Here is an 11,481-nt window from a genome sequence, read left to right as displayed (position 1 = left end):
GATTTTTCATACAAATTATGCTAATAGTAATCATTTCGCTTTAGACGATTTTTGGATATAATAGGCGTATATCGTATAACAAGTTATCCAGTGTTGATTGAATATAGGCGGTGATAGGTAATGGAACAACCGGTTAAAGCTGTATCCGAATGCGACGTCGCCTGCTCAGGTACCGAGGCAGATGTGCAGTCCATCCGTACATCTCTAATAGATCGGGAGACTTCTTCCGAAATGGCAGATTGGTTCAAGGCATTCAGTGATCCCACGCGTCTACGTATTATTGATGCTCTGTTGCAAAAGGAATTATGTGTGCATGATCTCACGGTGTTGCTTGATATGGGGCAGTCAGCCATTTCACATCAGCTACGGTCACTACGCAATATGCGCATTGTGAAGCGGCGCAAAGAGGGCAAGACGGTGTATTATTCTCTGGATGATACACATATTGAGCAGATCTTCCTGCAAACGCTCCAGCATATTAAGCATGGCTAGGTATAGCTAGGGCGTGTCTGAGAACTCCGAAGGACGCAGATTTTGCCGAATTTTCGTTCCAAGCAAGGAAGTTTTCCGCAGGCGTGCCGGGGCACGTCAAGGGGAACTGACGCAGCAGGGGGCGAAAAGGCGGTAAAAGATGCACTTCAGCGAGTTTGCAGACACGCCCTAACCTGCTGAACAAACAAGAACCCCCGTCCATCGGCAGTAAGCCGACAGGCGGGGTTCTTGTTCATAAGGGCACCGTTTTATAGGCATCCTTCGTAATCAAAAGCGAACTTTTTGAACTTCCTCTACAATACATGTTCAAAAAGGACGGTTTTCAGTACCTAGAAGATCGGATGAAGCTAGAAATGGAGTAGCGGAGCGTAGGCAAACCTACGTGAGCAACGGACATTTCGGCTGAATCCTATCTTCGACGCTGAGATGCCGTCAGGCATCCTTCGTAATCAAAAGCGGACTTTTTGAACTACCTTTACAATACAAGTTCAAAAAGGGCGGTTTTCAGTACCTAGAAGATCGGATGAAGCTAGAAATGGAGTAGCGGAGCGTAGGCAAACCTACGTGAGCAACGGACATTTCGGCTGAATCCTATCTTCGACGCAGAGATGCCATTAGGCATCCTTCGTAATCAAAAGCGAACTTTTTGAACTTCCTCTACAATACATGTTCAAAAAGGACGGTTTTCAGTACCAAGAAGATAGGATAAAGCTAGAAATGGAGTAGCGGAGCGTAGGCAAACCTACGTGAGCAACGGACATTTCGGCTGAATCCTATCTTCGACGCAGAGATGCCGTCAGGCATCCTTCGTAATCAAAAGCGTCCTTTTTGAACTACCTCTACAATAGATTGTTTTTGTTCGGGTCATATAGACCTGTACTGCTCTTGAACCAATTGAAGATGTGGGAAATACATACCTTCAATACGGCGTAACCCGGTACAGCCAGCAGAATGCCGACAACGCCGAACAGGTTACCTGAGGTCAGGATAACAAAGATAATGGTGATTGGGTGAATCTTCAATGTTTTACCCATAATCTGTGGCGAGATGAACTTGCCTTCGATCAGTTGCACAATCGTCCAGACAGCAATCATTTTGAGCAGCATTACCGGTGATGTAACCAGTGCTACGATCAGCGCTGGCGTAATGGCAATAGCAGGACCGAGATACGGCACCACACTGGTGAATGAAGCAATAATAGCAAGAATCAATGCATAGTCCAGCCCGATGATCATGTAACCAATGTAGAGCAGAACACCGATGCAGAAGCTGACGATAATCTGTCCACGAATGAACGAGCTGATCTGATGGTTAATATCCTCAAGCACATGCATCGCACCTGTACGGCTCTTGATTGGTAAGAAGGACAAAATTTTTGCTGGAAGCTTCTTGCCATCTTTGAGCAGGTAGAACAAAATGAACGGAACCGTCACAATCGACAGCACAGTCTCCGTGAATACACCTAAGAAATCTCCGATTCCTGTCCACGTGTGATTCAGAATTTCCGTAGCACGCGCTGAGAGTGTAGCCCATAGATCTTCAAAATTAAAATTGATCGTTTCTTGAACCTGGTTAAACATCTCACTTCCTGTGAGCTGCACAAATTTCTCTTGAACCGCTGTGCTATATGCTGGGAAGTTCGCAATTAGACCCATAATCTGATTACGCAATACAGGAATAACAGCAAGTACGACAATGGTCAAAATACCGCCTATAGCGAGATACAGAATCAATATTGACCAGCCGCGCTTAATTTTCCACCTCTCCATCACATCAACCAACGGATTCAGCAGATAGTACAGTACTCCAGACAAAATGATGGGTAATACAATGGTTTTGATCAACACTGCAATGGGATGAAAAACAAAGGATATCTTCGTCATCACCATAACGTTCAATCCGACCAATAACAGAATCAACAGGAATAGGACAAACTTATTATTCAAAAAAAATCGTTTGAATCGATCCGGCCAAATTCGGGGTTGTTCCGGTTGTTCCATAGACTTGTCTTCCTTTCTTCTATTGCTGATGTACGCAAACTCTGTACAAGCCAACTTATGTATGACACTCCCGATTTATACGTATCGACTCAATCTGTCGTTTCATAATTGATCGGTATACTCATTTTACCCGAAATACAACCTTCTGCCCCAAAGTGCACTTTTGCAATTAATCCCAAAAAAAGACTCGCCTCCAACGAGACGAGCCTTTAATCGGAATATTAGGTTAATTGATTAATATTGTTTTACGCTTTTCCAGCCAGTTGGGCGATCAATTCATACGAATGTAGACGCGCTTGATGATCATAGATCATGGATGTGATGATAAGTTCATCTGCTTGGGTCTGCGCAATAAATGACTCCAGTTGCCCACGTACCGTTTCAGGAGAACCATTAACAGCTGCTTTTAACGTCTGTTCTACACCTGCTCGCTCACGATCTGTCCATTTGCCTTCCATATCCGCTGGCGGCTGTACCAGTCCGGTCGTGCCACGGATAATGTTCAGGAATTGCTGCTGCATCGTTGTTCCTAACCATGCGGCTTCTTCGTCCGTATCAGCAACCACCGCATTTACACCCACAATAACATGTGGCTCTTTCAGCAGATCGGATGGTTGGAAGTTGTTTCGGTACGTTTCCAGGGCAATTCGTGTATAATCCGGTGAGAAATGGCTGGCAAAAGCAAACGGCAATCCCAGTTGTCCTGCTAGTCTGGCACTGAAATCACTGGAACCGAGCAAGCAAATCGGAATATTCAGCCCCTCCCCTGGCACTGCACGAACGGGAGCATGATAGGAAGTCGCTGAAGCATCGAAATAAGCTCTCAGCTCTGCTAACAATTCAGGGAAATCTTCGCCACTGTTCAGGTCTTTGCGAAGAGCGAGCGATGTGCGGCGATCACTTCCGGGTGCACGTCCTAATCCGAGGTCAATCCGCCCCGGATAAAGTGATTCCAGTGTGCCAAACTGCTCCGCGATCACGAGTGGAGCATGATTAGGGAGCATAATGCCGCCAGAGCCCAAGCGAATCGTTGATGTTCCACTTGCCAGATACCCAATAACGACCGACGTCGCAGAAGACGCGATGCCTGGCATATTATGATGCTCCGCTACCCAGTAGCGGTGGTATCCCCAGCGTTCCGCATGCTGCGCCAGATCCAAACTGTTACGAAGAGCGTCGGCAGGCGTTGATCCTACCACGACTGGAGCCAAATCCAAGATAGATAGCTTAACGTCGGTAATCCGTTCTTTACGAGATGATGCTTGGTGTTCAGTGGTCATGATGAGAATGTACTCCTTTTTGAATTATATTTTTGTATATCCAGATATATAGATTAATAAGACGATAAAAAAGATATGGATTACTCATGATTAGCCGTATACTTCGGACGGAATACCCGTTGCAGTTGCATTCTTGCTTCCGTCCTTGCGCACGGCTTATAACTCATGCTGCACATAATCGGCAAATTGACGAATGATTTCTTCATTGCGGCGATAATATGTCCACTGTCCCCTGCGCTCTGAGAGCAGCAATCCGGCTTTGAGCATGGTCAGTAAGTAGCTGGATATGACAGATTGAGCAAGTCCAGCCTTCATCTGAATCGTTCCGACACAGATGCCATTCTTCCCTCCATCCGGATGCTGGGATAATTCCAGCGGCGAAAAGTGTTGCTCCGGGTTTTTGAGCCACAACAAAATCTGTCTACGTGTCTCGTTGGACAATGCTTTAAATATGAGTATAGGTTCCATGGGTACGATTATACCCCCTTTCTGCTGTTTTGCAAATGATTGAACAAACAGACCGACTCGTATCATTACGAATCGGCCTGATATACAAGCAACTTGTCATGCAATTATTTAAAATTTAGTGCTAACAGTCTGTTTCACTTGCTCCAACATCGCTTCATAAGCCGCGGTGTCCAGATAACCAATGCTTCCGAACAGCAGGTGATCGACAGCTTCGATGCCAACAAAGTCGAAGATTCCAACATCAGAAGTAACTTTCAAACCAGCTGTCATGCCGATCTGATCGTACACCTCGCTTGGCGTACCATGTGTATTGATGATTAGTCCTTTTTTGCCAGTCAGTAATTTCTCGATACCGGCTTCACCTGCTGCATAAGCGAATCCATAAGCGAACACACGATCAACGTAACCTTTCAGGATCGCTGGAAGTCCTGTCCACCAGATCGGGTAAATAAACGTAATGGCTTCGGCATCAGCAACATACTTCTGCTCTGTAGCAATGTCCTCCGGTGTTTGTCCTGCACGCATCGAAGCCGTGTCTGCTTCAGTAAGTACAGGCTGGAAGCCCAGTTTGTACAAGTCACGAACAACAACCTCATGCCCTTGTGCTTCAAGTGCCTCTACAGCCGTGTTTAAGATCGCGTTATTCAAACTACCTTCGTGTGGATGTGCATATACGATAAGATGTTTCATTGAAAATTCCTCCAATTTAAGTTGAGTATAGTTACCTATAACCTGCTTACAAAACTTCGCTTCAACCACTTCGCATCTACAGCTTCTGTGCATGGATGAACACATATACATAGACATCTATGTTTGTGCATAAAAAAATACTTTGCATCCATCCGCAAATGGTTACATCTTGCGGACGATGCTAGACAACAGGAGCTCAAGTTGTTCTGCCTGTTCGTCGGACAGACCCGAGTATATCATCTCATTGATCTGTTTGGAAACCTGGTTAAACACCGGTTGCAGCTTCCGCCCTTGCTCTGTCAGGCGAATCATCGTTACACGGCTGTCTTCTGCACCCTTATGCCGCTCAACATATCCCAGCTTCTCCAGCTTGTTCACCAGCACAGTTACCGTGGGTTGGGTTCGCTGCACTCGCTCAGCCAGCATCTTAATGGATAGTGCCTCTTCGCGGTAGAGAAACATCAAGACGTCACCATGAGAAGGGACAATGCCCGTCACCTCATGCTGTTCTAACTCATGTACGATTCGTTTATTAACGTGATCCCTGATTCTTGCGATCAGTGCAATTGCATTATATTTTGGCATGAGCTTATTATATATAGATATCTATGTATTTGCAAATAGATTATTGGATAGGGTACTAATTTGGGAAGTTAACTACATTCGTTCACTGCACACTAACGAGCCTCTGTATCCCCTCATAGGTTCCTGCAGAAGCTCGATGTGCAACGTATACATGAAGCATATATAGGTGTGCATTATCATTCATAGATACGTACATGAGTATGTATCCAGTCTATTTAAATCATGATCGTTTTATAACATTACTCGATCCATTGTGTAATGTTATCCAGTGACTTTCTCGTCTTCTCCCGTGCAGGATCTTCTTCACGATAGCCAAATGCAGCCATCACCGAGATATTCCATGCTCCATTCTCCAATAATCCTTCATCCTCCAGAATCTGATGCACCTTCTCATAGTCATATCCTTCAATTGGACAAGAATCGATTCCGATCAGCGCGGCAGCAGTCATCATGTTGCCTAGTGCAATATACGTTTGTTTGGACGCCCAATCAAACAAGGTACGTGGAGTTTCAAACAACCGTTGGTTATTCTGGAATTTGCCATATGCTGCGCTGGTCAGCTCAAATACATCATCAGGCATGCCTTTGATCTCCTTCAGCATGTACTCCGCATACGGCGAATTATAACCGGCATCCGTTCGAGCCAGAATGACCATGAAATGACTTGCTGTAGCTAATTGCTTCTGGGCTCCGGTGGACACCTCGGACAACCGCTGACGCAAAGCTGGATTCTGCACAATCAGAAACTTCCACGGTTCAAATCCAATAGAGCTTGGAGATAAACGTCCCGTCTCTAGAATATATTCAAAATCCTCTGCTGGAATGGTACGTGTAGCGTCAAACTGTTTTGTCGCATGACGGAAGTGATAAGCCTTTAATACGTTTTCCTTCATGATTTCTTTGCTTGAATTCTCCACAACAATCCACATCCTTTTCTCTACTTTGTTCATTATCCCTAATCCATATAAATTGAACTAAAGAATATTTACACTTGCCACTCCGATGACAGAACAACCTTCCGATCGCTGTTACCCCAGATTTCTATCCTCTCCGTTTTCGTGTAAAGGTTTAGTTCAATTTATATAGCAATATCTTGGGACTTGGAACTCTAGGTACTATTCTAGTGTTAATGTTTCCAAATAGAAAGTAAGCACAATCTTGTTTCTTAGTTATAAAAAGTAAGTATAGTTGTAGTTATGCGATTCGCTGCTTGGATATTGGCTTGATCCTGTTCCACAAGCTCCCGAATTCTCTCATCCAAACTTGCTGTACCGTTGTATCGACATGCTACCCCGGCAAGACATGAACTCACCAAATATCTCATCTTCTTAACTCCTTCTTCTGGTTCCATAAACTATGAAGAAGATTGTACCATATCCCATTACCTTGAGCCGTTCTCTTCGTGCTGGATTCTCTCGATCATCGTAATTCGTGCATCGTGAGTGTATCGAATCTGAATTTCATCCTTTGTTCCCGATGGTTCCTCTGAATCTGTTGTGGATTTTGAATCTGTTGTAACTCCTGAATCTATAGTACCTTCTGGATCTTCATTACCTTCTGGTCTGAATGAGGCCATACCGAGGTTGCTAGAATCTCGATAAAATGTGTAGTCATCCAGATCAATATTAAATATTTGTTTGACCATTGGTGCTGCATGTTGTCTGATTATCTCTTCTTGTACACCCAACAATTCTTCCACGTAGTTCTCGTGATCTTCCATGGTCTTCAGTTCGGGTGTATACCCTTTGTAATCCATCACCATATAATGAGTACCTGCCTTGCCTTGGGTACTTCGTACCAAATAATGCTCGCCAAACGTCAAACTAATTGATTCTTCAGACTGATCATCGTCTCGCGAATAGGATACATCACGAAGTGGCAACTTTGATTCACCAGATAAGCCCTTGAGAGCCTCTTGGGCAGTCTGCAACATCTCCGCCGTTACTCGCTCTGTATCTAACACAAGATCCCCCGAAACGTAAACAGCCTGATCCTGCTTCCATCGGATCTCACCGTAGGAATGTTCATTCTGTACCGTCAGTGTTGTATTCATTGTAGGAATGGCCTGACCTTTCTTCATTACGGCGCTCCGCAGCACCCGTACAGGCTTCATGCTGCTGTCACTGCCGATGTCTGCCAACAACCCTGGAATCTGACGTACGAATCGATGCTCCAGCCGCTCCCCCGGAATCTCACCATTGGAGCTTGTCTTTCTGGTCTTCCAAGTCCCGTTTACGTAAGTCGCGTTATGCAATAAAAAAAGCCATTCGGTTGAATGACTTCAGTTGAGCAGTTTCTTAATCTCGAACAGTAATTCAGCTACTCGCGTCACGAATCTGTCTGTCAACGGATCGCCACGCAACTTGGATGTGAACTCGTTCCAGAGTTGGGATGCATATGTAGCCGCTAGATGTTCCTGCTTTTTCTTCTTATCGTTCTTAATCTCATCCATGTATTCCCGTAGTGGACGGTTAATCTTAACTGAGAACAACATTCACTCTTCATAGTTAAGTTGTTTCTGCTGCCTGGCATACTCTTCTTCCAGCTCAATCATGTACTGCTTCAGCTCCATCGTCCTCACCTCGAATCTAATGTTCTCACATCGTTACCAAAACCACCATCCTGCGTAACTGTCTTGATGTCATGGCACCTCTTGCATAATGCTTGCCAGTTGGTGCTGTCCCAGAACAGACCTTCATCTCCTTTGTGCGGTACGATATGGTCAACCACTGTGGCAGCTACAAGATGTTCCTGCTTCTCGCATTCAACACAGATTGGATGCTTTTGTAAGTATCCTTCTCGTGCCTTGCGCCATTGACCGTTATATCCGCGTTGGGTTGACGTCCCTCGTCGCTGATCATTCTCTCTTGCCCTTTCCTTTCTGTGCCTAGGCAGTAAGCCTCACTCGATAGCTCGGGACAACCGGGGCGGTTGCAAGGTCGCTTGATTGCAATTGACAACTACAACAATCCTTTCCCTAGGTAATATAAAACAATGAAAAAAAGAGCAACATTACGCTGCTCAAGCTTCACTATCATCTTTTTTCTTTCTAGGACTTACAAACCCTGAATCATTTACGAATTTAGCAAGCCCATCTAAATCTGGATACACTGAATAATGGCTCACACCGCTATGTTTTAGATACATATTAATATCTGGCAACATATCTTTTGTAATTATTACCTTACCTAGTAAACCTTTATCTACTAAAGTTCCATTGAACTCTTCTTCTAGAGAAACCTTGTTATTTCCTTGCATTGTGAACATTCCTAATTGCGAGTTTATTCTGTTGCTGTTACGTAATGGATAGACCGCAAGTGAATTCTCAGAAAAATTTACTTTTCCATTAAGATAATCAGCATAATCTTTATCAGGAAAATAGAATACTCTTTCACCTAAAGACAGTTCATTAAGCCCAATAGGATCAAGCATCCATATCACACAGTCATTAGAATTGGGATTCCATCCAGATGTTGCAAAATATAACGAAGTCGCGAAGGCTTCTGTCCAATCCAAAAGTCTTGTCCTCACACCGTGGTGTTGCATGAGAAACAATAGATTCCATCCTGCTTCCCTATGCAACAAATGCCCCATTCTTTTAAAAACCGTGTAGTAGTATCGTTCAGACGCTAGATACACCGGAAGATCAAATTTTTGAATTCTGTACAACCCTGATAATAGGTTGAACTTAATATCAGACTGACCTCTAAACCAAGTATATTCTTTGTTCTTTTGAAATTCTGCAACTTCATTTAGAATATTGATCCATTTTTCTGAATAACCCAAGAGTATCCCCTTTACTTGTTCTGCTATATATATTAGCTTGATAAATTAAAAAAGGGAATTGCTGTATGATCCTAACTAATACTCTCCCTCAATGAGTTATTCATATCTATATATTTTGCATAACTGGCATGGCTAGAAATTTCTTAGTTGTATCAAGGGTTTATCCTGTTTTCTGAAAATGAGTTATATACTCGTTATTTATGTATAACTCAGAGTTCAAAGCTGTTCATTGCCACGTCCATCCGATCCTGATCCATGCCGATGTAGCCCATAGTTATTGAATCTGATGAGTGGTTGAACATCTTGCGTAACAGGGTAACATTTGTGGTTCGTTGGTACATGTGGTAGCCCCAAATGTCTTCTTCATGGCGTAGCAACCAATGTCTTTTAACCCGAAATGAGCCGCAGCCTTGCGCATGATCTTGTATGCCATGTCACGCTTGATTGGTTTGTTCTCACCTTGCCTGGACTGGAACAGGTATTCCCCCTTCCCTGCCTTCCGTGTATCTCTTCAGCTCCCGGCGTAGCGCAGCATTTATCTTAATCCATTTCTTTTTATTCGTCTTCATCTAGATCAAGATCAAATGTTCGCCTTGAACATCTCTCACGCGCAGCTTGAGCATATCCTGTATGCGCAGCCCAGTATTAATGCCAAACGTAAACATCATGTAATTGCGTTCATTTTCTGACCGCAGGAACTCCTATATATCATCAATGACAGCTGGGTCCCTGATCGGCTATACGAAGTTCACCGGCTACCACCTCCCATATCAAGTTAAAAAATTCCGTTCTTACTTTGCGTTTCGGATTGATCTATGACATTCCTCTCATACCCCTATAAAACTGTTAACTAATTAGTGATAAATACTACCGTATTATTAGAAGAGAACAAACTCGACGCTACACTGTTAAGCAATACTTCTAGTTGGTCTTTAACCTTTGTCGCTCCTATAATTTCAAAGCTATAGTAGTAATTATCCCCAATAACAGCATTATGTTTTAAATAAACCCAAGCTTTAACATCGTACAGAACCAGCAAGGCATTCTTTATAGTATCGCCAAAATTAGAGAGCTTTTCCCTTGAGGCTTCGCCTGCTATACTCAACACAAAATTCACACGAAGTTCTTCTGAATCATTGTTTAAAACGTAATCAATACCTTTCGCAAATTTCTCATGCGGAAAGTCGAGCTTTACTTCTTTTATGAGTTCTGCTTTTCTTGTATTTGAAAGCTCAAACTGATAATCATTTTTCTTGAGTTCTTTAATCCCTTCAATAGCGCCTGTTACCTTTGCAGTGTCAAGGAAGGTATCTTCGAGTTTCAAAAGTTTCTTTGCAAATTGCAAAAATCTTTCAGAATTATAAAGATAGAATTGTTTCCCTTCGCATTCTTTGTTAAACTCATAAACCAATTCCGGGTGTGGTCCTTTTTTTTCTCCTTTTACCTTATGAACCCAATCATCCTTATTATCATCAGTAACTAAAATTATCGATTTAATATTTACATCTTCCTTGACTTTCTCAAGGATTTGTTTCCAATATATAAAATCCCCATACTCATTTTTATAAGTGATTCCCCATAAAGAGTTGTTTTCCCCTTTTTGTCATTTAAATCTTTGTAACCTGGAGGAATTTTATCGTTATATCTAGCTTCACCCTCTTCATAAAGTTTATTTAACTGATCTTTAGTATATGGTTTTCCCACTTTATCTCCGATCAATTGAGTCACCTTGTCTTGAATGGCTACAAGATCCGGTTGAGATGCAGCTTGTTTTTTCAATTCATCATTTATTTTTTTCAGACAATCTTTTAAAACCTTTTCAATGCCTTTAGATTCTATGTTCGAGTGACGCAGACTGACTAATTCAGCCACAAGATCATTTATAGAATTAGTACACTGCTCCTCAAATTTACTGTATGCGTTCTTTTGATTATAAATTTCATCGTGTAAAAGCTTATGATACTCGAGCGCAACCTGATGAGGTATCCAAATTCTCTCTTGGACACTTTCCATTATTGTTACTAACGCTTCTCTTGAATCTCTCGGAAATCTATAAAGATTTATAAGCATGTTCGCATCAAAGACAAATGTGCACTCAGACCATAACTTTTCAAAATCTTCCTCGCTTGGAGAGTAGTAACCCAAAAATTCCTGCTTCATACTTTCCTCCTAAATTTAAA

The 11,481-nt window shown here is 42.8% G+C and carries 13 protein-coding genes and 3 pseudogenes; 1 reads left to right on the top strand and 15 read right to left on the bottom strand.

All coding sequences use genetic code 11. The annotated features are described in order from the left end of the window. The first annotated feature begins 120 nt into the window (after positions 1-120). Positions 121-492: an ArsR/SmtB family transcription factor gene (locus DMB88_RS03270; protein ID WP_128100183.1), complete on the top strand. Its 372-nt coding sequence runs from the start codon at positions 121-123 to the stop codon at positions 490-492. 839 nt (positions 493-1,331) lie between these two features. Here the strand turns inward: DMB88_RS03270 and DMB88_RS03265 are convergent. The 15 genes and pseudogenes from DMB88_RS03265 to DMB88_RS03200 all read right to left on the bottom strand — a co-directional run bounded on the left by DMB88_RS03265 (position 1,332) and on the right by DMB88_RS03200 (position 11,461). After that, positions 1,332-2,492, bottom strand: coding sequence for an AI-2E family transporter (locus tag DMB88_RS03265; RefSeq protein ID WP_128100182.1), 1,161 nt, complete (start codon positions 2,490-2,492; stop codon positions 1,332-1,334). 245 nt (positions 2,493-2,737) lie between these two features. Next, positions 2,738-3,772, bottom strand: a complete 1,035-nt coding sequence (locus DMB88_RS03260) for an LLM class flavin-dependent oxidoreductase (RefSeq protein WP_128100181.1) — start codon at positions 3,770-3,772, stop codon at positions 2,738-2,740. A 156-nt stretch (positions 3,773-3,928) separates the two neighbouring features. Next, a complete protein-coding gene (locus tag DMB88_RS03255) occupies positions 3,929-4,240 on the bottom strand; it encodes an ArsR/SmtB family transcription factor (protein ID WP_056697254.1) in 312 nt (103 codons plus the stop codon). 108 nt (positions 4,241-4,348) lie between these two features. After that, positions 4,349-4,930 (bottom strand): NAD(P)H-dependent oxidoreductase, encoded by a 582-nt coding sequence (locus tag DMB88_RS03250; protein ID WP_128100180.1) that lies wholly within the window; start codon positions 4,928-4,930, stop codon positions 4,349-4,351. A gap of 162 nt (positions 4,931-5,092) precedes the next feature. Further along, positions 5,093-5,515, bottom strand: coding sequence for a MarR family winged helix-turn-helix transcriptional regulator (locus tag DMB88_RS03245; protein WP_128100179.1), 423 nt, complete (start codon positions 5,513-5,515; stop codon positions 5,093-5,095). 239 nt (positions 5,516-5,754) lie between these two features. Beyond that, positions 5,755-6,465 (bottom strand): NAD(P)H-dependent oxidoreductase, encoded by a 711-nt coding sequence (locus tag DMB88_RS03240; protein WP_251384497.1) that lies wholly within the window; start codon positions 6,463-6,465, stop codon positions 5,755-5,757. A gap of 269 nt (positions 6,466-6,734) precedes the next feature. Further along, positions 6,735-6,839 (bottom strand): annotated as a pseudogene (locus tag DMB88_RS03235) (DUF523 domain-containing protein); the annotation flags it as partial. A 57-nt stretch (positions 6,840-6,896) separates the two neighbouring features. Further along, positions 6,897-7,769, bottom strand: coding sequence for a hypothetical protein (locus tag DMB88_RS03230; RefSeq protein WP_128100178.1), 873 nt, complete (start codon positions 7,767-7,769; stop codon positions 6,897-6,899). Between the two features lie 27 nt (positions 7,770-7,796). After that, positions 7,797-8,009: a hypothetical protein gene (locus DMB88_RS03225; RefSeq protein WP_128100177.1), complete on the bottom strand. Its 213-nt coding sequence runs from the start codon at positions 8,007-8,009 to the stop codon at positions 7,797-7,799. 83 nt (positions 8,010-8,092) lie between these two features. Further along, on the bottom strand, positions 8,093-8,245 hold the full coding sequence (locus DMB88_RS31915; RefSeq protein ID WP_368028316.1) for an HNH endonuclease signature motif containing protein: 153 nt from the start codon (positions 8,243-8,245) through the stop codon (positions 8,093-8,095). 291 nt (positions 8,246-8,536) lie between these two features. After that, positions 8,537-9,301: an FRG domain-containing protein gene (locus tag DMB88_RS03215; protein WP_164848596.1), complete on the bottom strand. Its 765-nt coding sequence runs from the start codon at positions 9,299-9,301 to the stop codon at positions 8,537-8,539. Positions 9,302-9,510: 209 nt separating this feature from the next. Beyond that, positions 9,511-10,035 (bottom strand): annotated as a pseudogene (locus DMB88_RS30710) (tyrosine-type recombinase/integrase). Between the two features lie 116 nt (positions 10,036-10,151). After that, complete coding sequence (locus DMB88_RS03205) at positions 10,152-10,712, bottom strand: hypothetical protein (RefSeq protein ID WP_128100175.1); 561 nt, start codon at positions 10,710-10,712, stop codon at positions 10,152-10,154. A 57-nt stretch (positions 10,713-10,769) separates the two neighbouring features. Further along, a pseudogene (locus tag DMB88_RS31910) lies at positions 10,770-10,829 on the bottom strand (hypothetical protein); the annotation flags it as partial. Continuing rightward, the gene (locus tag DMB88_RS03200) at positions 10,802-11,461 is read right to left on the bottom strand and encodes a PIN-like domain-containing protein (protein WP_128100174.1); all 660 of its coding nucleotides are present in this window, start codon (positions 11,459-11,461) and stop codon (positions 10,802-10,804) included. The pseudogene DMB88_RS31910 and the gene DMB88_RS03200, both read right to left, overlap by 28 nt. Positions 11,462-11,481 lie beyond the last annotated feature (20 nt).

This window comes from Paenibacillus sp. DCT19, from assembly GCF_003268635.1.
In the GTDB taxonomy this organism is placed as follows: Bacteria; Bacillota; Bacilli; order Paenibacillales; family Paenibacillaceae; genus Paenibacillus.
The sequence above is the reverse complement of the archived record's forward strand: the minus strand, read 5'-3'. Positions and strand labels throughout refer to the sequence as shown.

Coding starts and splice junctions, on each gene's coding strand:
- DMB88_RS03270 (WP_128100183.1), top strand. CDS start 121: ATGGAACAACCGGTTAAAGCTGTATCCGAATGCGACGTCGCCTGCTCA.
- DMB88_RS03265 (WP_128100182.1), bottom strand. CDS start 2,492: ATGGAACAACCGGAACAACCCCGAATTTGGCCGGATCGATTCAAACGA.
- DMB88_RS03260 (WP_128100181.1), bottom strand. CDS start 3,772: ATGACCACTGAACACCAAGCATCATCTCGTAAAGAACGGATTACCGAC.
- DMB88_RS03255 (WP_056697254.1), bottom strand. CDS start 4,240: ATGGAACCTATACTCATATTTAAAGCATTGTCCAACGAGACACGTAGA.
- DMB88_RS03250 (WP_128100180.1), bottom strand. CDS start 4,930: ATGAAACATCTTATCGTATATGCACATCCACACGAAGGTAGTTTGAAT.
- DMB88_RS03245 (WP_128100179.1), bottom strand. CDS start 5,515: ATGCCAAAATATAATGCAATTGCACTGATCGCAAGAATCAGGGATCAC.
- DMB88_RS03240 (WP_251384497.1), bottom strand. CDS start 6,465: ATGAACAAAGTAGAGAAAAGGATGTGGATTGTTGTGGAGAATTCAAGC.
- DMB88_RS03225 (WP_128100177.1), bottom strand. CDS start 8,009: ATGTTGTTCTCAGTTAAGATTAACCGTCCACTACGGGAATACATGGAT.
- DMB88_RS03200 (WP_128100174.1), bottom strand. CDS start 11,461: ATGAAGCAGGAATTTTTGGGTTACTACTCTCCAAGCGAGGAAGATTTT.